Source organism: Micromonospora citrea (assembly GCF_900090315.1).
GTDB lineage: Bacteria > Actinomycetota > Actinomycetes > Mycobacteriales > Micromonosporaceae > Micromonospora > Micromonospora citrea.
Genome location: NZ_FMHZ01000002.1, coordinates 2,838,402 through 2,862,460 on the forward strand (window position 1 = coordinate 2,838,402; position 24,059 = coordinate 2,862,460).

At 74.2% G+C, this 24,059-nt stretch carries 23 protein-coding genes, 1 pseudogene and 1 riboswitch; of the genes and pseudogenes, 7 read left to right on the forward strand and 17 right to left on the reverse strand.

All coding sequences use genetic code 11. The features are described 5' to 3' along the window. Positions 1–74: 74 nt before the first annotated feature. The 3 genes from GA0070606_RS12990 to GA0070606_RS13000 all read right to left on the reverse strand — a co-directional run bounded on the left by GA0070606_RS12990 (position 75) and on the right by GA0070606_RS13000 (position 4,518). A complete protein-coding gene (locus tag GA0070606_RS12990; protein WP_425413042.1) occupies positions 75–1,718 on the reverse strand; it encodes an ABC-F family ATP-binding cassette domain-containing protein in 1,644 nt (547 codons plus the stop codon). Beyond that, positions 1,715–3,328, reverse strand: a complete 1,614-nt coding sequence (locus GA0070606_RS12995) for an ABC-F family ATP-binding cassette domain-containing protein (protein ID WP_091098577.1) — start codon at positions 3,326–3,328, stop codon at positions 1,715–1,717. Before GA0070606_RS12995 ends, GA0070606_RS12990 begins: the two co-directional genes overlap by 4 nt. Before the next feature lie 362 nt (positions 3,329–3,690). Further along, the gene (locus tag GA0070606_RS13000) at positions 3,691–4,518 is read right to left on the reverse strand and encodes a hypothetical protein (RefSeq protein WP_091098582.1); all 828 of its coding nucleotides are present in this window, start codon (positions 4,516–4,518) and stop codon (positions 3,691–3,693) included. A 99-nt stretch (positions 4,519–4,617) separates the two neighbouring features. On the opposite strand from GA0070606_RS13000, the gene GA0070606_RS31925 reads away from it, so the two are divergent. After that, complete coding sequence (locus tag GA0070606_RS31925; RefSeq protein ID WP_141721663.1) at positions 4,618–5,103, forward strand: hypothetical protein; 486 nt, start codon at positions 4,618–4,620, stop codon at positions 5,101–5,103. Next, positions 5,100–6,686, forward strand: coding sequence for a PrsW family intramembrane metalloprotease (locus GA0070606_RS13005; protein WP_141721665.1), 1,587 nt, complete (start codon positions 5,100–5,102; stop codon positions 6,684–6,686). Before GA0070606_RS31925 ends, GA0070606_RS13005 begins: the two co-directional genes overlap by 4 nt. A gap of 54 nt (positions 6,687–6,740) precedes the next feature. Here the strand turns inward: GA0070606_RS13005 and GA0070606_RS13010 are convergent, their stop codons facing one another. Further along, a complete protein-coding gene (locus GA0070606_RS13010; RefSeq protein ID WP_141721666.1) occupies positions 6,741–7,445 on the reverse strand; it encodes a hypothetical protein in 705 nt (234 codons plus the stop codon). Between the two features lie 229 nt (positions 7,446–7,674). Between GA0070606_RS13010 and GA0070606_RS33275 the strand changes: the two are divergent. After that, positions 7,675–8,058: pseudogene (locus GA0070606_RS33275) on the forward strand (response regulator transcription factor); the annotation flags it as partial. A 179-nt stretch (positions 8,059–8,237) separates the two neighbouring features. Here the strand turns inward: GA0070606_RS33275 and GA0070606_RS13020 are convergent. The 13 genes from GA0070606_RS13020 to GA0070606_RS13080 all read right to left on the reverse strand — a co-directional run bounded on the left by GA0070606_RS13020 (position 8,238) and on the right by GA0070606_RS13080 (position 21,037). After that, complete coding sequence (locus tag GA0070606_RS13020) at positions 8,238–8,603, reverse strand: hypothetical protein (RefSeq protein WP_091098597.1); 366 nt, start codon at positions 8,601–8,603, stop codon at positions 8,238–8,240. A 43-nt stretch (positions 8,604–8,646) separates the two neighbouring features. After that, positions 8,647–9,414 (reverse strand): ABC transporter ATP-binding protein, encoded by a 768-nt coding sequence (locus GA0070606_RS13025; RefSeq protein WP_091098599.1) that lies wholly within the window; start codon positions 9,412–9,414, stop codon positions 8,647–8,649. Next, positions 9,414–10,481: a FecCD family ABC transporter permease gene (locus GA0070606_RS13030; protein ID WP_176737310.1), complete on the reverse strand. Its 1,068-nt coding sequence runs from the start codon at positions 10,479–10,481 to the stop codon at positions 9,414–9,416. Before GA0070606_RS13030 ends, GA0070606_RS13025 begins: the two co-directional genes overlap by 1 nt. Before the next feature lie 5 nt (positions 10,482–10,486). Then, on the reverse strand, positions 10,487–11,500 hold the full coding sequence (locus GA0070606_RS13035; protein WP_091098603.1) for an ABC transporter substrate-binding protein: 1,014 nt from the start codon (positions 11,498–11,500) through the stop codon (positions 10,487–10,489). Positions 11,501–11,529: 29 nt separating this feature from the next. Next, a riboswitch (cobalamin riboswitch) is annotated at positions 11,530–11,710 on the reverse strand. Positions 11,711–11,915: 205 nt separating this feature from the next. Next, positions 11,916–12,680, reverse strand: a complete 765-nt coding sequence (locus tag GA0070606_RS13040; protein ID WP_091098606.1) for an ABC transporter ATP-binding protein — start codon at positions 12,678–12,680, stop codon at positions 11,916–11,918. Next, the gene (locus tag GA0070606_RS13045) at positions 12,677–13,858 is read right to left on the reverse strand and encodes an ABC transporter ATP-binding protein (RefSeq protein ID WP_245724672.1); all 1,182 of its coding nucleotides are present in this window, start codon (positions 13,856–13,858) and stop codon (positions 12,677–12,679) included. Before GA0070606_RS13045 ends, GA0070606_RS13040 begins: the two co-directional genes overlap by 4 nt. Further along, positions 13,855–14,724: an ABC transporter permease gene (locus GA0070606_RS13050; RefSeq protein WP_091098609.1), complete on the reverse strand. Its 870-nt coding sequence runs from the start codon at positions 14,722–14,724 to the stop codon at positions 13,855–13,857. The genes GA0070606_RS13045 and GA0070606_RS13050 overlap by 4 nt, the downstream gene beginning before the upstream one ends. Next, positions 14,717–15,763 (reverse strand): ABC transporter permease, encoded by a 1,047-nt coding sequence (locus tag GA0070606_RS13055; RefSeq protein ID WP_245724673.1) that lies wholly within the window; start codon positions 15,761–15,763, stop codon positions 14,717–14,719. Before GA0070606_RS13055 ends, GA0070606_RS13050 begins: the two co-directional genes overlap by 8 nt. Then, positions 15,733–17,325: an ABC transporter substrate-binding protein gene (locus tag GA0070606_RS13060; RefSeq protein ID WP_091098615.1), complete on the reverse strand. Its 1,593-nt coding sequence runs from the start codon at positions 17,323–17,325 to the stop codon at positions 15,733–15,735. The genes GA0070606_RS13055 and GA0070606_RS13060 overlap by 31 nt, the downstream gene beginning before the upstream one ends. 337 nt (positions 17,326–17,662) lie before the next feature. Continuing rightward, positions 17,663–18,421 carry an SRPBCC family protein gene (locus GA0070606_RS13065; protein ID WP_091098619.1) on the reverse strand — a complete coding sequence of 253 codons (759 nt, stop codon included), beginning with the start codon at positions 18,419–18,421 and terminating at the stop codon, positions 17,663–17,665. Between the two features lies 1 nt (position 18,422). Then, positions 18,423–19,052: an ArsR/SmtB family transcription factor gene (locus GA0070606_RS13070; protein ID WP_091098623.1), complete on the reverse strand. Its 630-nt coding sequence runs from the start codon at positions 19,050–19,052 to the stop codon at positions 18,423–18,425. A 208-nt stretch (positions 19,053–19,260) separates the two neighbouring features. After that, the gene (locus GA0070606_RS32490) at positions 19,261–20,505 is read right to left on the reverse strand and encodes a hypothetical protein (RefSeq protein WP_176737311.1); all 1,245 of its coding nucleotides are present in this window, start codon (positions 20,503–20,505) and stop codon (positions 19,261–19,263) included. A 124-nt stretch (positions 20,506–20,629) separates the two neighbouring features. Continuing rightward, on the reverse strand, positions 20,630–21,037 hold the full coding sequence (locus tag GA0070606_RS13080; RefSeq protein ID WP_218106011.1) for a four-helix bundle copper-binding protein: 408 nt from the start codon (positions 21,035–21,037) through the stop codon (positions 20,630–20,632). Positions 21,038–21,152: 115 nt separating this feature from the next. Here GA0070606_RS13080 and yidD point away from each other — a divergent pair, with 115 nt between their 5' ends. From yidD to GA0070606_RS13100, 4 genes are all read left to right on the forward strand, one after another. After that, positions 21,153–21,545, forward strand: coding sequence for a membrane protein insertion efficiency factor YidD (yidD, locus tag GA0070606_RS13085; RefSeq protein WP_245724674.1), 393 nt, complete (start codon positions 21,153–21,155; stop codon positions 21,543–21,545). A gap of 48 nt (positions 21,546–21,593) precedes the next feature. Beyond that, positions 21,594–22,049 carry an ATP-binding protein gene (locus tag GA0070606_RS13090; protein ID WP_091098630.1) on the forward strand — a complete coding sequence of 152 codons (456 nt, stop codon included), beginning with the start codon at positions 21,594–21,596 and terminating at the stop codon, positions 22,047–22,049. Between the two features lie 66 nt (positions 22,050–22,115). Beyond that, a complete protein-coding gene (locus GA0070606_RS13095; protein WP_091098634.1) occupies positions 22,116–22,949 on the forward strand; it encodes an MEDS domain-containing protein in 834 nt (277 codons plus the stop codon). Continuing rightward, positions 22,946–23,911 (forward strand): sensor histidine kinase, encoded by a 966-nt coding sequence (locus tag GA0070606_RS13100; protein WP_091098637.1) that lies wholly within the window; start codon positions 22,946–22,948, stop codon positions 23,909–23,911. Before GA0070606_RS13095 ends, GA0070606_RS13100 begins: the two co-directional genes overlap by 4 nt. The last annotated feature ends 148 nt before the right edge of the window (positions 23,912–24,059 follow it).

A 24,059-nucleotide genomic window follows, 5' to 3' on the forward strand; every position in this document is an offset into this window, starting at 1 on the left:
CCGGCTGTCGTATCCGGAAACCGCGAAATGCGTGGCCGGTAGGCGGTCGGACCATGACGAACGCCTCGACCCGGTCACCGGACCGGCGCGAGCAGCCTGCCGCCGTCCAGCTCAGCCACGGTGCCGGTCCAGCGTTCCCGGAACAGCCGGTCGTGCGACGCCACCACCACCGCGCCCGGGTAGTCGGCCAGGGCCTGTTCCAACTGCTCCACCAGCACCAGCGACAGGTGGTTGGTGGGCTCGTCGAGCACCAGCACGTCGGCCTCACCGGCCAGCAGACGTGCCAGGGCCAGACGGCGGCGCTGCCCGACCGACAGCATGCTCACCGGTTTACCGAAGTCGCCGGTACGGAACAGACCCAGCGACTCCAGCCGCTCGGCGTGCTCCTCCCAGGTGCCCGCCCCGCCCGCCGCGAACGCCGACAGCAGGCTCCGCGACGGGTCACCGATCGGGCTCTCCTGCGGCAGGTGGCCGACCACCCCACGGCGCCCCACAGTGCCCTGGTCCGGCTGGACCACGCCGGCCAGCACGTCGAGCAGCGTCGACTTGCCGGCCCCGTTCGGGCCGGTGACCAGCACCCGCTCGCCGGCGGCGACGGACAGTTCCGGCACCAGCAGACGGCCGGCGACGTGCAGCCCGCGCGCGGTCAGGACCGCCCCCTCCCGGACCGACGCGTCCAGTGGCGCGTGCAGACGCAACGGGTCCGGCGGCCGGGGCACCGGCTCGGCGTGCAGGCGGCCGAGGCGTTCGGCCGCGCCCCGTACCCGGGTGGAGATGGACGCCTGGACGCGGCGGCCGTCACCGTTGTACTTGCACTTGTTGTGGTCCTTGATCGCCCGGCCCGGCGCCACCCGGTACGCCGTCGTCGCGCCCCACTCGGTCCAGTGCTCGATCTCAGCGGTCCACTCGGCGTACGCCTGCTCCCAGCGTTGCCGGGCCGCCCGCTTCTCGGCGAGATAACCGGCGTAGCCGTTGCCGTAGCGCACCACGGTGGCCCGGTCCCCGTCCACCTCGAGGATGGCGGTGGCCACCCGCCGCAACAGCAACCGGTCGTGGGTCACCACCACCAACGTGCCCCGGTGCCGGCGGAGTCTGTTCTCCAGCCACGTCAGCGCTGCCTCGTCGAGGTGGTTGGTGGGCTCGTCGAGCAGCAGCAGCTGCGGTTCCGCGGAGAGCACGCCAGCCAGCGCGAGCCGGGCCCGCTGGCCGCCGGAGAGCGTGCCCAGCTCGCGCTCCGACGCCAGGTCCCCGATGCCCAACACGGACATCGCGGCCCGGACCCGGGAATCAGCCTCGTAGCCGCCACGCAGCTCGAAGGCGGTGAGCATCTCTCCGTACGCGGCCAGCGTGCCGGCGTCGGCGTTGCCGAGCCCCTGCTCGGCCTCGCTGATCCGGCGCTGCAGGTCGCGCAGGTCGGCCAGGGCCGCGTCGAGCGCGTCACCGACGGTGGCGGTGTCCGGCAGGTCGAGCACCTGGCCGAGGTACCCGATCCCGCCGTCCGCGGTGACCACGATCTCACCCTCGTCCGGCCTCTCCTGGCCGGCGATCAACCGCAGCAGGGTCGACTTGCCGGCGCCGTTCTCACCGACCACGGCGACACGCTCGCCGTCGCCCACGGATGCGGAGACCGCGGTCAGAACCCGGCCGTGCGGGTACGCCTTGCTCACCGTGTGCAGTGCGAGTTGGGTGGACAAGAGATTCTCCTCCGCGTCGTTCAAACTCGGACACGGCCGTCGAGCAGGGCCAGTTCGGTCCCCTGCCAGCCACGGCGCAGCCATCGGTCGTGAGAGGCGACGACGACGCCACCCGGCGCGCTGCGCAGCGCTTCCTCCAACTCCTCCACCAGGCGCAGCGACAGATGGTTGGTCGGTTCGTCGAGCAGCAGGACGTCCGGCGGTCGGGCCACCAGCACCGCCAGGGCGACCCGCCGGCGCTGGCCGGTGGAGAGCAGCCCGACCGGCCGTTCCGCATCGCGCCCGGCCAGTAGCCCGAGCCGGGACAGCGGGACTGCCGGATCCTCACCAGCCGCCTCGAGGTAGTACGAAAGGGCGGAGCGCTCCGGATCGGGGAACTCGACGTCCTGCTCGAGCAGCGCGACCCGCAGGCCCGCCGACCGGTGGGCCGTGCCGGCGTCGGGCGCCAGCTGACCGGCCAGCACCCGCAACAGGGTGGACTTGCCCGCCCCGTTCGGCCCGGTGATCAGCAGCCGCTCGCCCGTGTTGACGGTCAGATCGTCGATCGTCAGCCGGCCGTTCACCCGGACCAGCCGCAACGACACGCTGCCCTCGCGCGGCCCGTTCTCGGTCAACGCCACGGTGAGGCTGAGCTGGGCCGGCGGGCGGCGCACCTGGTTGGCGGTGAGTTCGTCCAGGCGCTGCTGGGCGTTGCGGACACGCCGGGAGATCTGCTTCTGGACCCGGCCGCCGTGCCGGTCGTACCCGATCTTGTTGTTGTCCTTGATGGTCCGCGCGTGGTTCACCTCGTGCGCGGTGGTCACCACCGCCTGCCGCAGCTCCTTCAACTCCTTCTGCTCGGTCTCGTACTGCTGCTCCCAGCGCGCCCGCTCGGTGCGCTTGACTTCGAGGTAGTCGGAGTAGGTGCCGCCGTAACGAGTGACACCGCCGCGGGACGGGTCGAGGTCGATGATGTCGGTGCAGACCGCGTCGAGAAACGCGCGGTCGTGCGACGCCAGCACGACCGCGCCCGGGAGTCGGGCGAGCCGGCCCTCCAGGAACGTGACCGCCTCGTCGTCGAGGTGGTTGGTCGGCTCGTCGAGCAGCACCGCCTGCGGCTGGCGGATCAGCAGCGCGGCCAGGCCGAGCCGGGTGCGCTGCCCACCCGAGAGCGACCCGAGCGGACGCTCCGAGTCCACAGCGGACAGACCAAGACCGTCGAGCACCAGCTTGGCTCGGTGGCCGGCGTCCCACAGGTCGTGATCCTGGGCCCAGCCGAGCAGATCGCCGTACTCGGTGAGGGCGGCCTCTTCCTCGGGTCGGGCGGCAAGGATCTCACCGAGTTCGTCGAGGCGGTCCCGCACCCGGTGGAACTCGGCGAGCGCGTCGTCGACGACGGCACCGACCGGGGCGTCGGCCGGGAACGGAAGCTCCTGCCGCAGGAACTCGGTGTCGGCCGGACGCTGCACCTCGCCGCCGTCCGGTTCCTCCTCACCGGAGAGCAGTCGTAACAGCGTCGACTTGCCGACCCCGTTCTCGCCCACCATTCCCAGCCGCTGGCCGGGACCCGCCGAGAGGGATACACCGTCGAGAACAATGCGGTCGCCGTAGACCTTGATCAGATCGCGGGCATGCAGAACGGACACGTTGGTCACGCGGACACCAATCGCCGAATCGAAAGAAGGAATCGACTGCCCGCCGGGCCTCAACATCCACCAGACAGGTGGGCGGCCACGGCAGTGGGCTGGGTGCGCGTCAGTAGATCACCTGGTGATACTCACATGAATCGGACCCCAGATCAACATGTTTTTGAGTTTTCTCCGACAACGCGGAGGGTTGGTCAGCAGGCCAGAGCCTGCCCGTGGGTGGACGCCTGACCGTGAGCGTGGAGGCGTCGGCTCGTCGGTGGTGAGCTGACGGCTGGCGGCAGTGGGCCGTGACCTCACGCCTGGCCGGCTCCGTGCCCTTGGCGGCACCTGTCCGTCCGCTGCTGCCAGGGCTGAACCCTGCGTACTGCTCAGGGAATCACCTTCACGATGACCGGCGTACCCTCGGGAACGTTCCGCAGCGCGACGGAGATCTCCCTGCCGATCTCGCGGTTCGTCCAGGTGTCCATCAGCCGGAAATTGTCGTAGGTGTCCTTCCCGTCCAGTTGCAGCTCCTGGATGTGGTCCGGGTCGTAACCCACGCCGGCGGCCTTGGGCCGGCCCTTGCCGGCGTAGAGGCGCTCGACCACGCGTTTGTTGGCGAGGTACTTGTTCGTCTCCGCGGTGCCCGTGTCCCGGGTCAGGCGCCCGCCCTTGGTCAGGCGCCGGATGATCCGCTCCCGGTAGACGTTGGTGCGGGTGCGCCGCTTGCCGGTCGACGGGTCGTACACCTTGTTGCTCTCGCGGTCCGGCGCGGCCTTCTTCAGCCTGCCCTCCCGGCCGAGCCGGACGAGGTCACGCGCCTTGCGGTCGAAGTCGCGCCTGTCGAAGTCCGGCCGGTACCTCAGCACCAGCACCGCCGGCTCGTCCGGCTCCGTGCCGGCGGACCTGGCGGCGCGAAACACGTCGGCGTTCGCCAGCGAGGCCGAGACGATCCGGGCATCGGCCGGTTCCCCGGTCGGGGACGCGCCCTCGCGGGGATCATCCGGGGTGCCGTCCCCCGTCGGAACGCCCGCGATGGTGTTGAGAAGCTGCGGAAGCAGGACTGCGAGCAGGACGGGACCGAGAACGCCGGCACCGGCCAACACGGCGGCCGCCGCGATGCCGACCGCGGGAAGCCTGCCGTAGCAGCCGGTCAGAGCGTCACCCATCCCGCCGCAGTCGATGGGTACGCCGTCGGCCAGGAGTTGGAGAAGCACGGCCGCCCCCGATTCCGGGTGTCATCGTCGATCTCGAATATATTTACATGGATCGTCGCAGGACCGGGTCACGGTTACTCGGATTGATGGGAGACGCCGATGCCAGACCGATCCGAGCCTGGAGAGGCCCCCACGCCGGTCCTCGTGATGCGGCTTCTCGGCCTGGTCGCGGCGCTCGTTCTCCTCGCCGCAGCGGTCGTCGCCGCCGTGTCGTGGCCGACCACGCCGCAACGCTCGACTCCGCTGCCGATCCGGTTCCACGCGTACGATCCGGCAACCGGCCGCGTCTCCGAAACCCCGCGATCGAGGTTCCAGGGCGGGCAGCTCGTTCCGGCTGCCACGGTGGGTGCGCGGACGGTCGAGTCCGGTTCCCGGGAATCCGTGCGGGCCAGATGGCACGACGCGACCGGCTACCGGACCAACAGTGTCGACCTGTCGGGTCTCGAGGAACTCCGCACCAACCCGGTGCCGTTGAGCGCCACGTCCGCCGCGCCCCCGGGCAACTACCAGTTCGTGCTGGCCGCCGTGGAGAACGACCAGGTCGTCGAGGTGCTCGCCTGGGTGCACGTGAAGATCGAGCGATGACCGAGGACGATTCCTCGCCACGGCAGCCGGCCGTGCCCCGGCCGGCGGCCGACTCGGCCGAAGCCGCCGCGCAGCCGGCCGTGCCCCCGCCGCCGGCCGACCCGGCCGAAGCCGCCGGCCACCCGGAGGAGCCCGCCGCGCCGGCCCACGGCGGTGCGGCCACGCCGGCAGCGACGGTGGCGACGACGACGACGGAGACGCCCGGGGCGTACCGGTTCGACCGCCTCGGAGCCGTCGTCGCGATCGGCGGGGCCCTGCTCGCGCTGATCGCCGCCGCGGCATTCGTCGCCGTGGTCCGCGATGACGACGACGATCTGCGGATCTTCGGTGCGATCAACCTCGTGGGCATCGGCATCACCCTGCTGGCCGCGAGCGCCGCCGTCACCGTCGCGGCGATCGTCTCCGCGCGGAGCAACTCCCGGCGTACCCGCTTCCTGGCCTGCGCCATCGGCGGTGCGCTGGTGTTCGTCGTACCGGCGATCCTGATGGCGCTCAGCGTGCTCCTGTCGGTCGCCGTAGCCTGGCGGGGCGCGCTGCTGAGCGTTCCCACGACCGTGTTCGCGCTGTGGACGTTCCGCCGCATGCAGCGCAACCGCAGGCCACCGTGGTGGCTGATCCTGGTGGCCTTCGCCTGGGGGCTCCTCGTCGCCTCGTACTTCTCCCAGATGGTCGAGGTCATGCTGCACACCGTCGTCACGGCGGAGGTGCCACCGGGCACCGCGACGATCATCGCCCACTCGGCCGCCGCCGCGTTCCCTGAGGAACTCGTCAAGGGCGCCGGCGTCGCGGCGGTCGTGCTGCTCGCCTGGCGACGGGTCGACGGCATGCTCGGCGGCATCGTCGTCGGCGCCTGCGTCGGCCTCGGCTTCCAGTTCGCCGAGTCGATATCCTACATGACGCAGAACTTCGACGCCGTGCTCTACCAGCACTGGTACCGGCAGGTCACCGGGCTGCTGGTCAGCCATGCCACGTACACGGGGATCATCGGCGCCGGGGTGGGACTGGCCACGCAGCTCAACAGTTGGCCGCGGCGGGTGACGTGCGCGGCCAGCGGCTTCGCCTTCGCCGTCGCCGCCCATCTGGTCTGGGACATCTGCGCGATGGGCCACTTCTACTGGGAGTCGGACGATCCGACGATCCAACTGTTCGTCGCGCAGCCGGTGAACCTGCTCGTCCTGAAGGGCCCGGCCTTCGCCGTCCTGCTCTTCCTCGTCGTCCTGGCGCTGCGCCGGGAGACGAGGTCGCTGCACCGGCAACTGCGGGCCGAGGCGGCCGACCCGACGGGCGCGGTCACTCCGGCCGAGGTCTCGGTACTCCTCGACGCACCGCGCCGGTTCATGATGCGGCTCCACACGCTGCTGTGGGAGAGCCCTGCCGCGTACAGGCGGATCAAACGCCTGCATGCCGCGCAACTTGACCTGGCGTTTGCCCGTTGGCGGCGCGAGCGGGGTGAGCCGCAGCCGCCGTCGACCGAAGAGGCACTGCGGCAACTGATCCTCGAGCTGAAGACCGAGGCGCCCGCCCCCGACGCCCCCTCGGCGTCGCGGCGGGGCGAGCGTCATCCGGCCCAGGTCGCACCATGAGCTGCGGTTGGCCCCCGCCGCCGACTCATCGCCCGCGCCGCGGCGGCGGCCCCGTCAGTACTTCATGACGCAGTAGACGACGGTGGGGTTCGTGAACCGGTACCAACGGTTCCACCGCTTCTCCCGCGTGCACTGCCTGTCGTCCTTGGCGCCGGGGACGATGTCGATGATCCACACCGTGCCGGGCGCCTCGCACTTCACGGCGCCGACGATCCAACCCTTCTTCGGGATCTTGTAGCAGTAGTTGCGCACCAGGTGAAGCTCAAGACAGAGGCGATAGCCGTCCTCGGTGATGTAGGGCGAATCCGGGTCGGCACACTGCCCTCTGGAGTAGTCGACGGACAGCACGCGATAGGTGCCCCGGGTGCCGTTGCAGTTGCCGATCCCCAGGAAGTCGCCCTGCTCGTTGACGACGATGCACTGCCCGATCCTGGCCGGCGGATCCGGGACGGATTCCGTGGTCTCCGGCGGGTCGACCGGCGACGAGGTGGAATCGTCGGGCGACGGCCTCTCCGTCGGTGTCGGATCGGTCGAGTAGTCGTCGGCGCTGGCCACCTCGGACACGTCCCCGCGATCGGAGAACGCGACGACCCCGCCCACGACAGCGCACACCCCGCAGAGACACAGCATCAGCACTGCGGCGACCACTCCGACGACGATCGCCGTCTTACGTTGCGGCGGGGCCGGCGTCCGGAGGCCAGCGTTCTGCGCGGCCTCACCCGCGAAGTCGGGTGCACCAGGCCGCGGCGGCAGTGTCATGCGGCGATTGTGCCAAGGATCGCAGTTCGCTGTCACCGGCCGTGACCGACCTTTTTGGACAGTACGCCGAAGGTGGCAGGCCGCCTCCCCTGACCGGTTCGCCCCACGAACGCGGGACCGAACCGGCCAGCCGTGCGACCGCCACCTGTCAGAGGTCCAGCACCAGGCGCGGCGTCCGGTAACGGGAGACGCACGGGTAGATCAGCTCCCGGCCGCCGAGCTGCCGCGCGAGGACCGGGTGGGCGAGGTGGGCGAATTCCTCGACGCGTTGACCCGGGTCGCCGCCGGCGGGACCGTCTTCGATCCCGAGGTGGTCCGCCAGATCCTCGCCCGTCGCCGCCGCGACGACCCGCTGGGCAGGCTCGCCCCGCGCGAGCTGGAGGTGCTCCGGCTGATGGCCGAGGGCAGGTCCAACGCCGGCATCGGGGAGGAACTGGTGATCACCGAGCGGTCGGTCGAGAAGCACATCAACAGCATCTTCCACAAGCTGCACCTGCCGGTGACGACCGGCGACAACCGGCGGGTGATCGCCGTGCTGCGCTATCTCGGCAGCGGCCGACGGGACGCGGCCCACCCGGTCCGCCGATCTCGCGCCGGTGGCCGCCGAGCCTGACGCCACCCCGACCCGATCAGCCGCCGCGCCACCCGCCATCCACCGGGGCCGGTGGACGGCGCGCCGGCCTCGGCGGCTCGATCCGGTCCGCCGGACGCCGGACGGCGGACGGCACGCCGGCACGCCGGCCTCGGCGGCACGCCGGCCTCGACGGCGGCCTCGGCGGCGGCCCGGACGCCTCACCCGCCCGCCCGGAACTTCGGGGTGACCACCGACAGTCCCAGGGCGGCGGGCAACGGCGCGACGCCCGGACCGCCGGCCCGCACCCAGGCGGCGATGTCGTCGACCACCGAGTCGTGCAGGACCAGACCGAACCAGACCGGCCGGGCGCCGGCGCGCCGCGCGGCCGGCGCGGGGTGCACGACGACCAGGTTGGACTGCGCGCAGAGGTCGAGGCAGACGCTGACCCGTACCCGATGAGGCGCCCGCAGCGCGGCGCGCAGCCGCCGCAGTTGCGCGTCGTGGTCGACGGCGGGGTGCTTGCGGGCGCTGCCGCAGCAGCAGTCCCGACACACGGTGACCAGGCAGCCAGGTGCGGCGGTCATGGACGGCTCCTCGGTCCCCGGTCGCGCGGGCGGCACGTGCCGGTCACGACGCGGGCGGGTGGAAGGTGATGGCGGGCCGCCCGGTGGTCGGGTGCGTCGCGACGTCGGCGCGGACGCCGTACACGTCGGCGAGCAGCGCCGGGGTGAGCACCTCGACGGGCGGGCCTGCGACGACGACCCGCCCGGCGGCCAGGACGACCACCGTGTCGCAGAACATGGCGGCGAGGTTGAGGTCGTGCAGCGCCGCCAGGGTGGTGACCCCGGACCGGCGAACCAGGTGCAGCAGGTGCAACTGGTGACCGATGTCGAGGTGGTTGGTGGGCTCGTCGAGCAGCAGCAGGAACGGTTGCTGGGCGAGCGCGCGGGCCAACTGGACCCGCTGCCGTTCGCCGCCGGAGAGGGTGTGCCAGCGGCGGTCGGCGTACCCGTCGAGGTCCACCCGGGCCAGCGCGTCGGCCGCGGCGGCACGGTCGGCGTCGCTGTCCGACCACCGCGAGCGGCGGTGCGGGATGCGGCCGAGCAGCACCACCTCGCGGACGGTGAGGTCCAGGTCGGTGTCGGCGTGCTGGGCGAGCAGCGCGGCGCGCCGGGCCAGCGTGGCCCGGGGCAGGGCGGCGACGTCTTCGCCACCGACGGTGACCCGCCCGCCGTCGGGCGCGGTGAGTCGGGCGACGATCCGCAGCAGGGTGGTCTTGCCGCAGCCGTTGGGGCCGAGCAGCCCGACGAGGCTGCCGGGCGGCGCCGCGCAGGTGACGTCGTCGAGGATCCGCCGGGCCGCGACGGACCAGGACACCTCGGTCACGGTGAGCATCAGTCGCCCACCTTCCGGCGGCGCAGCAGCACCACGAAGGCGGGCACCCCGAGCAGCGCCGTGAGCACCCCGACCGGAAGTTCCCGGGGCGCGAACAGGGTCCGCGCGGCGGTGTCCACCCAGATCAGGAAGATCGCGCCGGCGAGGACGACGACGGGCAGCAGGCGCCGGTGGTCGGCGCCGGTGAGGAACCGGGCGGCGTGCGGCAGGATCAGCCCCACGAAACCCACCGCGCCGCTGACGGCGACCAGCGCCGCGGTAAGCAGCGCGGTGGCGACCAGCAGCAGCCACCGGACCCGAGCGACGGGCACGCCGAGGGTGGCCGCCGCGTCCTCACCGAAGGCGAAGGCGTTGAGCGCGCGGGCGTACGCCGCCACCAGGGTGAGCACGGCGGCCAGGACCGGCGCCGCCCAGGCCAGGGCGGCCCAGTCGACGCGGGCCAGCGAGCCGGAGAGCCAGAAGGTGATGCTCTGGGTGGCGTGCGGGTTCGCGACCCAGATGATGACGAACGACGTCGCCGCCCCGCAGAGCTGCGCGACGGCGACCCCGGCCAGCACCACCCGGGTGGGCGCCAGCGCGGCTCGCCGCCCGGCCACCAGGGCCACGACCGCGAACGCTGCCAGCGCTCCGCTGAAGGCCCCCCCGGTGAGCGCTGCGACCCCGCCGCCGACGCCCAGGACGAGGACCGTGACCGCGCCGAGCGACGCGCCGGAGGAGACCCCGAGCAGGTACGGGTCGGCCAGCGGGTTGCGGGTGACGGTCTGCATCACCGCGCCGACGGCCGCCAGTCCGGCCCCGACGACGCCGGCGCCGAGCACCCGGGGCAGGCGCAGCCGCCAGACGATGTGTTCGCGCAGGGGTGGCACATCGGCGTGGGCCAGGCCCAGGCGGTCGGTCACCACCGCCCAGACCGTCGACACGGGGATGTCGGCCGGCCCGAGGGCGACGGCCACGCTGATCGACCCCACCAGGCCCGCCAGCAACGTGACCAGCAGCGCGACAGTGCCGGCGGGATGGCTGGACCGGGGCGCGGCCGTACGGCGCGCGCCGGCGACACGGCGGACCACGGTGGTCAGCGGCCCGCTCCGCCGGGCAGCCGCGTCACTCCCGCGGCGAGGGCCTCGGCGCCGAGCACCGCCCGCACCCCGGCGGTGGTGGACGAGAACGGGATGGCGACGAACCGCTGGCCGGCCACCGCGGGCAGGTGCCGGAGAGTCGCGTGCCGGGCCAGGAACGCCCTCTTCGCGGCGGCCGGGTCCCAGGTCGCGTCGACCAGCACGATGACGTCGGGGTCGCGTTCCACGACGCTCTCCCAGCCGGTGTCGGCCCAACCGCCGGAGAGGTCGCCGAACGCGTTGTCGACCCCGACCGCTGACATGATCATGTTGGGGCCGCCGCAGCAGGCGCCCACGCTCGGCGCGTCGGTGCCGGCGTCCCACCAGAGCACGGACAGGTCCCGCGCTCCGCCAAGGCCGGCGGCAGCGGCGGCGATCCGCGCCCGGTGGTCGGCGATGAGCTGCTCGGCCCGCTCGGGCACCCCGAAGACGGCCGCGACGTCGCGGATCTCGGCGAACACGTCCTCGATCGTCAGCTTTCCCGGCCGGTGCTGCGTCGGACACCCGGCGGGTGAGAGGTACGTGCCGATGCCGAGCCCGGCCAGCGCGGCGCGGTCACCGACGCCCTCGTCGCCGAAGGCGCTCTGGAACGAGGCGTAGACGAAGTCCGGCTCCGCCTCCAGCAGCTTCTCCTTCGCCGGGTACGTCCCGGACAGCACCGGCACCGAGGCGTACGCGGCGGCGTACTCGGGCAGGATCGCGTCGTCCAGGTACGCCGTGCCGGCCATGCGGTCGGCCAGCCCGAGCGCCAGCATGATCTCGGTGGCGGGCTGGTTCAGGGTGACCGCCCGTCGGGGCGGTGCGGCGACGGCGATCGGCGTACCACAGTTGGTCAGGGCGACCTCTGCGGCGGACACTCCGGGCGTCGTGGTGGGATCGCCCGTGGCACAGCCGCCGAGCATGACGAGCAGGACGGACAGTGGCGCGGCAACGCGCCGGGACAGGGTGGACCGCACAGCGCGCACGCGCATCGGGACCGCCTTCCAGCACCTCGTGGACGGGTCATCGCAGTGCCGTGGCCGGTCTCCTGGCTGACGGGAGGTGCGTCCGTGGCCGGCCTTCCCAGGCGTTGAACGCCCAGTGACCTCTGACGACGAGGGCCGCGAACTTCCCGATCACAGTGGCGAGGGCCGCACCGGTCTTCCACCGGCTTCCCGAACACCACGGCAACGTCACCCTAGCCCGCACCCGGCCCGGACGCCACGGTGACGAATGCCATGCGCGAGCCGCCGTCCATTGTGGACACTGTCCGGATGCTGCGCTGCGGCGAGGCGCCAGGACCGACCCGACCGAACAGACGGGCGTCTGCCAGGCGCACCGGCGCGACGGCGGCGGGTGGCGGACAGCCGACAGGTGGCGGACAGCCGACAGGTGGCGGGGGGCCGTTCAGGTTCCCGGGGGCGGAAGGTCGACGACCCGGGTTGCCCAGCGAGCCATCAGGGCCGGGTCGTGCGTGATGAGCAGGACTCCGGCGCCGTGCTCGCGCTGGTAGTCGGTGATGACGGCGGCGAGGTGGGCCTGGGTGGAGGCGTCGAGCATGGCGGTGGCCTCGTCGCAGAGCAGGTACGCCGGCCGGTGCACGAGCGCCCGGGCGAGGCAGGCCCGTTGCAGCTGTCCGTCGCTGACGGCGTGCGGGCGACGGGCGAGCAGGTCCGGGGTGAGGCCGACGAGGTCGGCCAGCTCCGCCGCCCGGGCCCGCGCCTGCTCCGCCGGCACACCGGTGGCGCGGAGCGGTTCGGCGACGATGTCGGCGAGGCTGAGCCGTGGGTCGGTGGCGGCCCGGGGAGACTGGAACAGGATCGCCACCCGGGTGCGGACGGCGGCCGGCAGCCGGTGACGGACGCCGGCGACCCGGTGGCCGTCGAGGGAGACGTGCCCCGCGTCGGGGGCGTGCAGCAGGGCGAGGACCCGGGCCAGGGTCGACTTTCCGCTGCCCGAGGGCCCGTGCAGCCCGACCGTCTCCCCGGGATCGACGCGCAGGTCGACGCGGTCGAGGACGCGCTGCCGGCCGTAGGAGACGGTGACCTCGTGGGCGGCGAGGGCGGCGACGGTCGTGCTCGGCACGGTGCGCGCATCGCAGGTCGTCCTCGGTGCGGTGGCCGTACCGCCGGTGGTGCCCGGCGCGACGTCCACGCCGTCGGTGGTGGTCATGCCGGCACCCCGATCGGCAGCGGGTGGTGGCAGGCGACGTGCTCCGGGCCGTCCGTGCCCGGGGCGGGCGGCGTACGGCAGATGTCGGTGGCGCGGTCGCAGCGCGGTGCGAAGGCGCAGCCGGCGGGCAGGTCGGTGAGCATCGGCGGGTGCCCCGGCACGGGACGGAACGCCCGCTCCGGCAGCGCGTCGAGCAGGCCTGCGGTGTAGGGGTGCGCGGGCGCGTCGAACAGCGCCCCGGTGGGCCGCCGCTCCACGATCCGGCTGGCGTACATCACGGCGACGGTGTCGGCGACCCGGCGGGCGGCGGCCAGGTCGTGGGTGATGAGCAGGACGGCGGAGCCGGCGTCGCAGCGGCGTCGCAGCAGGTCGAGGGTGTGGTCGACCAAGGGCCGGTCGAGGCCGGTGGTGGGCTCGTCGGCGAGCAGCAGCGGTGGGTCGGGGGCGAGCGCCAGGGCGGTGGCGAGGCGCTGCGCCATGCCACCGGACAGCTCGTGGGGGTAGCGGTCGAGGTCGGCGGGGTCGAGGCCGACGTCGGCGGCGAGCCGCTCGGCGGCAGCGGGCGCGTCCCGCCGGGCGTGCCCGTGGGCGCGCAGGGTCTCCACCAGCAGCCGCCGGCCGGTGCGTACGGGGGTCAGCGCGGTGGCGGGACTCTGCGGCACCAGCCCGACGGCGCGACCGCGCACGGCGCGGGCGAGCCGACGCTCCGTGCAGCCGGCGAGGTCGATCTGCTCCCCGCCGGGCGGGGACAGTCGGGCGTGACCCGAGACGGTGGCGTTGCCGGGGAGCAGGCCGAGCAGGGCGTGGGCGAGCACCGACTTGCCGCAGCCGGACTCCCCCACCACGGCCAGGAGTTCGCCCGGGCGGACGGTCAGGCGCAGGTCGGTGACGGCGTGCACCACGGCGTCGCGCAGTTGGAAGCGGACGGTCAGCCCGTCGACGTCCAGCAGTGCGGGACGCGGGTCGACGGCGGCGCGGTCGGCTCCGTCGGCGGCCCCGGCGGCGTCGGCGGGCCCAGCGGCGTCGGCGGGCCCAGCGGCGTCGGCGGGCCCGGCCGTGAGGCCGTCGGCGGCGCCACCGGCGGGTCCGGCAGCGGCGACGGTGCCGTCGGCGGCACCGGCAGCGACGGCGCGCCCGGCAGCGACGGTGGTGGCGCGGTGGTCGCGGGTGGTGGTCACAGGTTCAGCTCCGCTCGTACGCGCGGGTCGAGGCGGTCGCGCCACCGGCCGGTGAGGACGGCCAGGGCCAGGGTGACGACGACGAGGAGCAGGCCGGGGACGAGGCTGGCCCACCAGGCGCCGGTGAGCAGGGACCGCTGCCCGTCGTTGATCATGTTGCCGATCGAGGCGAGGTGCGGGGGCAGGCCGAGACCGAGGAAGGACAGCGCGGTCTCGTGCCAGACGGCGTGCGGCACCATCAGCGTGGTGGCCAGCGCCAGCCGGGGCAGCACGTGCGGGAGCAGGTGCCGGGTGATGACCCGGGTGCGGCTGGCGCCGCCGGAGATCGCGGCGTCGACGAAGGGCCGGGTACGCAGGCTGAGCAGCTCCGAGCGGACGATGCGGGCGGTGGAGAGCCAGTGCGTCAGCCCGATCGACAGGATCACCGCGCCCAGGCTCGGGCGCAGCATCGCGACGATGAAGATGCCCAACAACAGGTGCGGCAGCGCCGCGATCGTGTCGACCACCCGCATCAGCACCCGGTCGACCCAGCCGCCCAGCGTGCCGGCCACCGCGCCGACGAGGCCGCCGATCACGGTGGCCACGAGCGCGGCGACCGCGCCGACGAGCAGCGAGACGCGCAGGCCGTAGAGGCTGCGGTGGGCCACGTCGCGGCCCAGGTCGTCGGTGCCGGCCGGGTGCGCCCAGGACGGTGCGAGCCGGGTACGCGCCAGGTCCACCGCGCTCTCGTCGAGCGGCCAGAGGACGGGGGCGAGGAGGCAGGCCACGCCCGCGCCGACGAGCACGGCCCAGGCGACGGCGGCACCGGCGCGGCCCGTACGCGGCTTCGGCCGCCGGATCCGGGCGGTCAGGGCGAGGTCAGTCATCGAGGCGTACCCGTGGGTCGGCGGCGGCGTAGGCGAGGTCGGTGGCCAGGTTCGCGGCCAGCACCACGACGGTGGTGGCCAGGGTCGTGGCCGCCAGCAGCGGGAAGTCGCTGCCCAGCGCGGCCTGGACGGTGACCGCGCCGAGGCCCGGCAGGGAGAACACGGTCTCCACCAGGACGGCGCCGCCGATGAGTTCGGGCAGGTGGGTGCCGACGAGGGTGAGGAACGGCAGCAGCGCGGTACGCAGGGCGTGGCCGAACAGGACGGTGCGGCCGGGCAGGCCCCGGGCCCGGGCGGCGAGGACGTGGTCGTCGCGGAGGCTCTCGGCGACGGCGTCCCGGATGAACAGCACGAACCACGGCAGCTGGGCGACCGCCAGCACGCCCACCGGGAGGATGAGGTGCCGGGCCACGTCGGCGGGGTCGGTGCCGGTGGCGGTGACGTCGGTCAGCCCGCCGGCCGGCAGCCAGCCGAGGGTGAGGGCGAACAGGGCGATCGCGGCCAGCCCGATCCAGAACACCGGCATCGACTGCACGGCGTACGCGGCGGCGCGCAGCGCCCGGTCGAACCAGCCGCCGCGCCGGTACGCGGCCAGCGTGCCCAGCAGCAGGCTCGCCACGAGGACGAGGGCGAGGGCGGCGCCGACGAGCAGCAGGGTCCAGCCGGCGCGGGCGGCGAGCACGGAGGTGACCGGCTCGTGGCGGCTGGTGGACCAGCCCAGGTCGCCCCGGAGCAGGTTGCCCACCCAGCGCAGGTACTGCACCGGCAGCGGGTCGTCGACGCCCCAGTTGGCGCGGATCTGCGCCAGGTTCTCCTCGCATGCGGTGAAGGCCGCCGCGCCGGCGTACTGGTGGGCGGGGTCGATCGGCGAGGCCGCGCCGAGGGCGAACATGCCGACGCTGGTGGCAGCGAGGATCGGCACCGCCACCAGCAGCCGGCGACGGACCACCGCCCCGGCTCCCGCCAGCCGTCGGCGGCGGCCGGCGGGGGTGGCCGGGGCGGGCGCGGTCACTTCCGGGTCCAGGTGTGGATGTTCCACCAGAGGCTGTTGGCCACATCGTGCTCGTGCGGCTCCACGCGCGGCGTCACCCCGACGACCCCGTCCTTCACCACGTAGGTGTGCTGGAGGTAGGTGAGGAACACCCACGGCAGGTCGGCCGCGAGCTGCTTCTGGAAGGTGGCGTACGCCGCCCTGCGGGTCGCCGGGTCGGCGTTGTCCCGGCCGGCCCGCAACGCCTCGTCGGCCACGGCGGAACGGTAGAAGCCGGGGTTGAAGAAGCCCTGGCCGGCGAAGGCGGAGCCGAACAGCTTGTAGGTGACGAAGTCCGGGTCGTACGGCGTGCCGTAGCCCATGACCACCGCGTCGCTCTTCATCCGGGGGGTGATCGCGTCCCAGGTCAGCCCCTCGGGAGTGATCTTGATGCCGACCTTCCTGGCGTCGGCGGTCACCGCGAGGGCGAGTTCCTTGCGCAGGCTGTCGGTCGCCGGATACATCAGCGCGAACGCGGCCGGCCGGCCGTCCTTCACGCGGATGCCGTCGGGGCCGGGTTTCCAGCCGGCGGCGTCGAGGGCGGCGGTCGCGGCGGCCGGGTCGGCGGCGGACCTGCCGACGATCGACGGCTCGGCGAACTCCGACGTGGGCGGGACCGGCCCGAACGCGGGCTCGCCGGCGCCGCCGAGCAGACCGTCGACCATGGCGGCCCGGTCCACCGCCGCGTTCAGCGCCCGCCGCACCGCCGGGTCGCCGGTCACCGGGTTACCCATCGGCAGCATCACGCCCCGGTAGTCGGCGGTGGGCACCCGCTGCACGCGGTAGCCGCCCAGCCCGTCGAAGCCTGCGGCGAGCTTGGGCGCCAGCTCCGCCGCGTCGAACTCGCCCGCCCGCATCCGCTGCGCGCGTACGTTGTCGTCGGCGACGAACGCCACCACCACGCCGGAGTTGGCGGGTCGGCCACCCCAGTACTTCTCGTTGGCCGCGAGGACGAGCCGGTCGCCCGGGGTCCAGGACGTCACCCGGTACGGGCCGGTGCCCACCGGCCTGCGGTTGAACTCGGCCTTGTTGACGTCCTGGCCGGCGAGGGCCTTCGCGGGGACGATGCCCAACGTCAGCCGCTGGAGGAACGGGGCGTAGGCGTGGCGCAGCGTGAAGACCACGGTCGACGGGTCCGGCGCGGCGACCGAGGCGAGCATGTCCAGGTCGGAGCGGAGCGTGGAGTCGACCTTCGGGTCCAGCACCGCCTGGTAGGTGAAGACCACGTCCTGCGCGGTCAGCGGGCTGCCGTCGTGGAACAGCACGCCGTCGCGCAGCTTCGCGGTGACCGTCCGCCCGTCCGCCGAGACGGCCGGCAGTTCCCGCGCCAGCGCCGGCACCAGCTGGTTGCGCGCGTCGCGGCCGACCAGCCCGTCGAAGATGAGCGAGGCCCCGTCGACCCCGTAGTTGAGCACCGGGTTCAGCGCCTCCGGCTCCCCCGCCGTCGCCACCACGAGGGTGCCGGCGGGGCCCGTGCCCGCCGACGAGGTGGTGGGGGACGCGCAGCCGGCCACGGCCAGGACAGCGCCGACGGCCAGCGCCGTCACGCGCACGGACACGGGCGTACCCATCACATGCTCCCGGGGTCGGTCGTCGCGCGGCCCCGACGCTTCCGGCGCCGACGTCGTGCGGTGGGTCGGCCGTGGTCGCCGCCGATGGCGGCCGGCCGGGCGGCGACCGGATCGACTCCGCGCGGCGCGGGCCAGCCCTCGCCGCGCGGAACAGACGATCTTCAGCCGCCGCTAACGCCAGCATTCCGTAGTTGCCAAAGATATGCAAGAAGCCGCCCGGCCGACGGACGGAGGCGGCCCCCGGAAGTTCCGGGGGCCGCCTCCGCCACCCACGGGCGACGAGGGGCCGGCGCGGCGCCGGTCGGGCCGGTGACCCGGGCCGGGCGCCGCCGGCGGCTCAGCCGATGGGCAGCGCCGTCACCCACTCCTGCCAGGCCCGCTCCGCCCGGGCCGGGTCCTGGTCGTCGGCGAAGAGGTGGTGGCCGAGGACCAGGGCGTCGCCCCGCTCCGCCCCGGAGTAGAGGAACCGGTAGAGACCGTCGGCGGTGCGCACGCCGACGTACGTCGGGAGGCCGGCGAGGTCGACGACGCCCTCGATCGGCGGCAGGCCGTCGACGGCGAGCCGGACCGACTGCCCCTCGGCGACCGGGCCGGCGAGGCCGAAGGCCCGGGTCACCGCCGCCCACACCGCGTCCGGCCCGCCGGCACCGGGACGGAACGCCGAGACCGGGGCGGCCGTCCGGCCCGGGAAGTGGGCGAGGTACGCGGCGAGCGTCCCCAGGTACATGTCCCAACCGACCTTCATCGCCTCGTACTCGGTCTCCCAGTTGTCCCCGAGCACCCCGCTCTGGACGAGGCGCAACACCGCGCCGCCCTGGTCGCGGCCCTCGATGAGGTATTCCATCGCCGTGAAGGTGCCGTCCGGCCCCGGCTCGGTGCGGTCCGCGAACCGCTTCCCGGGCTCCCACGCCGTGATCGTCGCCTCCTCGACGTGCCCGGCCATCGTCAGGCGGGTCCGCCCGCCCTCGCCGGGCTCGATCTCGCTGCGACCCATGAACCAGGAGTCGATGCCCGGGCCGGTGGCGATGGCCTCCCACACCTGCTCGGGGGTGGCGGCCAGCTCGACGTCCTTGTGCAGCTCGAAGCGGTGTCCCATGTCAGTGTCCTTCGGTCGGTGTGTCGGTGTCGGTGTCGGACGAGGTCGGGGCGGGGTCGGCGCCGGGGTGCAGCGCGAGGACGACACGGTGGTCGCGCCCGCCGGGGGTGCTCTCGTCGTGGTACCTGGCGACGAGGCTGGTGATGGTGGCGGCAAGCTCGTTGGCGAAGGCGGCGCGGTCGGCGGCGGTGGCGAAGCGGACGGTGGCGTCGACGGCGAAGGTCGCGACGCGCTTGTCGGCGCGGTCGGCGCCGGTGACGAGGGAGCCGACGTCCTGGACGAGGCGCGCGGCGAGGGCGAGCAGCCATCGCGCGGAGAGCCGGTCGGGGGCATGGGAGGGGTCGGGGCGCACGGCGGCCAGGGCGGTCGGCGAGATGACGTAGGAGGCCGCGGTGGCGCGCATGACGCGTTCGGTGACGTTGCCCTTGCGGCGCTCCTCGACGAGTTCGACGAGGCCGTGCTGCTCGAGTGCGCGCAGGTGGTAGTTGACCTTCTGCCGGGGCAGACCGACGCGTGCGGCGAGCATGGTCGCCGAGGCGGGCTCGGCGAGCGCGGCGAGCAGCCGGGCCCGGGTCGGGTCCAGCGACGCCTCGGCCGCCGCCGCGTCCTCGATCACTGCGATGTCGAACATGACCCGACCCTGTCACCGACAATTCTTTTTGTCAAGACAGAAAATATCGTCGGTGGCGTGCGGGCGGACCGGGCCGGACCCGGGGCGGCGCGCCGGTCCTTGGAGCGGTCACCGGGGCCGGCGGGCACGAGCGGGGCGATCAGCGGGATCGCCGAGGCGGGTGGGTCAGCCGGGGCGACGAGTCGAGCCGCCGGGCGGGAGGCGTCGCTCAGGGACCGGTCGGCGGGCAGAGGAGCCGATCCACCAGGGGCAGCCGCAGGAGGTCCAGGCAGAGGCCAACCGCGGAGGGCTCGGGTGCGGGTGACGCGGTGGTCGGCGCCGGCGCGACGGGGGCCGGCGGCCCGGTGGTCGGCGCCGGAGCGGCTGGGGCGGCCGGCGCGGTGCTCGGCACCGGGGCGGCCTGTGGCGGCGCCGGAGCCGTCCCCGGGAGCGGCCCGCCCGGACCCGCCGCCTCCTGCCGCAGGACCGGCGTCCGCGCACCGGCGGCGAGGCGGGCACGGGGAACCGCCGTCACGCCGGCGTCCGGCCCGACCGCCTCCGGCGGCGCCGGCTCCCGGACGGTGGGCGGGGTGGTGGCCGCGTCGACGGCCGGTTCCGCCGTGGTGGCGGGGACCTTCCCCGGGCCCCCGTCCGCCCGGTACGGCGGGCCGGCCCGCTCCGGCCCGAAGGCGCCGGCGGTCAGCGTCGCGTACGCCAGGGTGGCGACGGCGGCGGCGAGCGCCGTCCGGCGGTCGGGCCGCAGCGCGGTCAGCGGGGCCTGGGCCGGCACGACCGGCGGCGGCGGTGCCGGCCGCGCCCGCCGGTGCGCGGCGAGCAGTGCGTCGAGTTGCGCTTCGACGACCGCGCGTTCGCCGGTCGCGGCGGCCAGGGCGAGCGTGAGGTAGAAGCGGAAGTTCACCGTGGCGGTGACCGGCACCCGCAGCCCGGCGAGCCGGCCGCCGTCGCCGGTGTGCAGCAGGGCCACCGGCGCGTCGGGGTGGTGCGCGACGCCCAGCATGTCCGCGTACGCCCACTCGCGCCGTCCCGCGCGGCCGGCGAACGCCACCCTCCGGTCGGTCACGACGGCCAGGCCGACGTCGACGGGCCGCAGCCCCTTCGGCAGCGCTCGACCGTCCCCCACCACCTCGGTCGCGGCCACGTCGAGCCCCGGCGCGGGCAGTCCGGGCACGTGCCGGGCGTCGGCCTCGACCAGCTCCGCCGCCGGCAGCACCCGGAACACGACCTCGTCGACACCGAGGTCGACCGGCAGGCCGGTACGCGGCTGCGCGCACCCGAGGAACCCGGCCGCCTCGATCCGCAGCCGGATCAGGTGGTCGTCGCGCCGGCGCCAGGCGTCGACGTCTGCGTCGTACGCGCGTGAGCGCCGCCCACTCTCACGCTCCGCCCACCGGACCCGCCAGCCCGGGCACGCCGCCGCCGGGCTCATGATGTTGGTGCGTGATTCCGCCGTCACGCCCGGTACAACCGTCGCCCTCCGGCACAGGACACGCACGGCGATCGATACTTCCGATTGTTCCCGACTGATGGGGATTGGCCCGGGACGGCCGGCCGGGCATACCCCCCACACTTCCCCGTCGTCAGCTCATCGTGGCGAGCAGCTCCCGGCAGGCCCGCTCGCAGGCGCGGCAGGCGTCGGCGCAGACCCGGCAGTGCTCGTGCTCGTCGGCGTGGCCGCCGCACTCGTCACCGCAGGACCTGCAGGCGGTGGCGCACGCCTCCAGCAGGCCACGGCTGATGTTGGCGTCGTAGCCGGTGTGCCGGGACAGCACCCGGGCGGTCGTCGTGCAGATGTCCGCGCAGTCCAGGTTCGTCCGTACGCACCTGGTCAGCTCGCCCACCATGTCCTCGCTCAGGCAGGCGTCGGCGCACGCCGTACAGGCCTGGGCGCAGTCGTTCAGGGCGTCGATGACGGCGGCCAACCGGGCCCGGTCCAGGTTGATCGACTTCGGGTACGTGTCGAGCATCGGCTTGGTGGTGCTGGGCACGGCAGTCTCCTCTCGGTCGTCGCTACCGCCCTACCCGCGACGGTGGCGGGCATGCGTCGGTCCACCGGCCGGGGCACCGGCGCGCCGGTTGCGGCACCCGGCCATGATCGAGCGCGTGTTCAGGCGGATGTGGGAGACGGCCCGCGAGAACCGGCGGGAACAGGACCGGATGTTCAAGTCCGGGGCGGCGAGGTCCAGGAACCCGGAGGGCTGCTGCGACTGCTGCGACCTCGGGCTCTTCTCCACACTGCTGATGCTGGGGTCGGCCACGGCCGCCGCGACCCGTGCGCCGGCGCTGGACCGGGCCGGGGTGGCGGCCATCCGGGGCTACCGCCGGTGGCTGTCGCCGCACTGGCCGGGCCGGTGCCGGTTCACGCCGACCTGCGGGGCGTACGGGCTGACGGCGGTCGAGCGGTACGGCCTGGCGCTCGGCGGCCGGATGGCCGCCGAGCGGGTGCGTCGATGCCGGCCCGGCGTGCCACGCGGCACGCATGATCCGGTGCGCTGACCGGTATGTCCGAGCTTGAGCCGGGCGGAGATCGGGTACAACGAAGCCATGGGCCGACTGAGCAGCTCGCCACCCCCGCCGCAGTCCGTCGAGCTGCGGCGGTGGACGTTGTCCGAGGCGGTACACCTGCGCGGCCTGCGCGCGTCCCTGCACGAGGAGCTGACCGGCGACGTGCTCGGCGAGGGTGAGGCCCTGGAGGAGGTCCCCGAGCTCGTCGTCCTGATCGCCACGGAACTCGCCACGAACGCCCTGCGGCACGGGATCCCGCCGACCATCGTCCGGCTGCTCGCCACCGAGGACTGCCTCATCCTCGACGTCGCCGACCACGACCTCGGCTCGCTACCGGAGCTGACCGACGCCCAGCCCGACGGCGCCGGCGGCCGCGGTCTGCAACTCGCCCGCGCCCTCTCCCTCGACGTCGGGTGGTACGCGACCGACCGGACCAAGAACATCTGGGCGTCCTTCCCCCGCACCGCGCGACTGAGCGGCTCCCGGCCCTCCTGACCGGGCGCTCGCCGGGCCGGGGCGGGTATCGCGGCGGCCTACACTCGTAGCCATGAGGCAGTCAGCGTGATCATCAGACAGCGGCAGGTCGCGGCGCAGGGTCACCTCTGCTGGTCGTACGACGACCCCGGGTCGCTCGCCACCCAGGCGGAGCGCTACCTGCTCGCGGGCCTCGCCGCCGGTGCACGCGTCTGGTACGTCACGCCACAGCCCGCCGACCCGGTGGCCGACCGGCTGCACGCCCTGCCCGGCTTCGCGGCGGCCGTGCGCCGGGGCGCCGCCGCCGTGATACCCCTCTTCTCGACGTACTCGCACGGTGACGTCGTCGACCCGCCGACGCAGGTCGCCGCCTACGCGGCGGCCACCGACGAGGCGCTCGCCGCCGGTCACACCGGGCTGCGGGTGGTCGCCGAGGCCACCGAGATGGTCCGCACCCAGGCCCAGTTGGAGAGCTTCGCCCGCTACGAGCACCTCGTCGACCGCTACATGCGGACCCGACCGTTCTCGGCGCTGTGCGCCTACCACCGGTCCGAGCTGGGCGACCGGGCGGTCGCCGAACTGGCCTGCATGCACCCGGAGACGAACGCCGAGGACGTGCTGTTCCGGCTGTACGCCGCGCCACCCGGCGACGGGCACGCCGCGCTGACCGGCGAGCTGGACCTGTCCAACCACGAGCTGTTCCGCACCGCCCTCGACCGCGCCGACCTGCGCCCCACCGACGGCGAGCTGGTCCTGTCGGCGACCGGGCTGCGCTTCCTGGACCACCGCGCCCTGGCCCACCTGGGCGAGTACGCGCGCCGTCGCGGCGCGACCGCCGTGCTGCACACCGCCCGCCCGACCGCGGCGCGCCTGGTCGACCTGCTGGACCTGCCCGGCATCCGGGTGGAGGTCGCGCGATGAGGACCGGCGCGCCCGCCCAGCACCACGGTTACTACCACGAGGCCGTGCGGTACGACCGCGACGACGAACTGCTCGCCGTGGTGGTGCCGTTCCTGCTCGGCGGCGTCGATGCCGGCGAGCCCACCTACGTGGCCCTGGGGGAGCACACCGCCGCGCTGGTCCGCGCGGCGCTGCCGGCCCGGTGCGGGGTCGAGTTCCTGCCCGGCGGCGAGATGTACGCCCGGCCCGCCTCCGCGATCCGGTCCTACCGCCAGCTCCTCGCCGAACAGGTGGCCGCCGGCGCCCGGCAGATCCGGATCATCGGCGAGGTGCCCCGGAGCGCGTTCGGCGCGACCTGGGACTGGTGGGCCCGTTACGAGTCGGCGATCAACCACGCGTACGACGACTTCCCGCTGTGGAGCATGTGCGCGTACGACGCCCGGGTCACGCCGCCGGAGGTGCTGGCGGACGTGGCGCGGACCCATCCCCGCTTCGCGACCGCCGACGGTCGGCACGTGCCGAGTTCGGCCTGGACGCCGCCCACGGCGTACCTGCGGGAGAACCGGGCGATCGTGCCCGACCCCCTCCAGGCGGGACCGCCGACGATCGAGTTGGCCGACCCGACGGCGGCTGCGGCGCGCGCCGCCGTCCACCTGGCCGACCGGGGTCAGGTGCCGGCCGACGACCTGGACGACCTCGTCGTCGCGGTCAGCGAGACCGTCACGAACGCGCTGCGTCACGGCCGGCCGCCGGTCCGGCTGCGGGTCTGGTCCGGCGCCGACCGCATCGTGGCGACCGTCGGCGACGGCGGCGACGGCCCGGCGGACCCGTTCTGCGGGCTGCTTCCCGCCTCCCACGACGACGCCCCGGGCGGGCTCGGCCTGTGGATCACCTACCAGTCGTGCAGCCACGTGACCTGGCACCGGGACGACGACGGTTACACGCTGCGGCTGACGGTGGGAAACCTGCCCACCGGCGGCTGACCGCCCGGCCGGCGACCGCCCCCACGGCGACGGGCCGGTCGGCCCTCACCGCCCGGCGGGTCGCCGCGCGGCGACGGGACGGCCCGCCGCGCCGTCGCCGAGGGCGGACCGGTGGCGACCGTCACGACCGGCGGGTCGGCGGGCGGGC

Coding starts and splice junctions, on each gene's coding strand:
- GA0070606_RS31925 (WP_141721663.1), top strand. CDS start 4,618: ATGCCAGACCGATCCGAGCCTGGAGAGGCCCCCACGCCGGTCCTCGTG.
- GA0070606_RS13005 (WP_141721665.1), top strand. CDS start 5,100: ATGACCGAGGACGATTCCTCGCCACGGCAGCCGGCCGTGCCCCGGCCG.
- GA0070606_RS13010 (WP_141721666.1), bottom strand. CDS start 7,445: ATGACACTGCCGCCGCGGCCTGGTGCACCCGACTTCGCGGGTGAGGCC.
- GA0070606_RS13020 (WP_091098597.1), bottom strand. CDS start 8,603: ATGACCGCCGCACCTGGCTGCCTGGTCACCGTGTGTCGGGACTGCTGC.
- GA0070606_RS13025 (WP_091098599.1), bottom strand. CDS start 9,414: ATGCTCACCGTGACCGAGGTGTCCTGGTCCGTCGCGGCCCGGCGGATC.
- GA0070606_RS13035 (WP_091098603.1), bottom strand. CDS start 11,500: ATGCGCGTGCGCGCTGTGCGGTCCACCCTGTCCCGGCGCGTTGCCGCG.
- GA0070606_RS13040 (WP_091098606.1), bottom strand. CDS start 12,680: ATGACCACCACCGACGGCGTGGACGTCGCGCCGGGCACCACCGGCGGT.
- GA0070606_RS13050 (WP_091098609.1), bottom strand. CDS start 14,724: ATGACTGACCTCGCCCTGACCGCCCGGATCCGGCGGCCGAAGCCGCGT.
- GA0070606_RS13060 (WP_091098615.1), bottom strand. CDS start 17,325: ATGGGTACGCCCGTGTCCGTGCGCGTGACGGCGCTGGCCGTCGGCGCT.
- GA0070606_RS13065 (WP_091098619.1), bottom strand. CDS start 18,421: ATGGGACACCGCTTCGAGCTGCACAAGGACGTCGAGCTGGCCGCCACC.
- GA0070606_RS13070 (WP_091098623.1), bottom strand. CDS start 19,052: ATGTTCGACATCGCAGTGATCGAGGACGCGGCGGCGGCCGAGGCGTCG.
- GA0070606_RS13090 (WP_091098630.1), top strand. CDS start 21,594: ATGGGCCGACTGAGCAGCTCGCCACCCCCGCCGCAGTCCGTCGAGCTG.
- GA0070606_RS13100 (WP_091098637.1), top strand. CDS start 22,946: ATGAGGACCGGCGCGCCCGCCCAGCACCACGGTTACTACCACGAGGCC.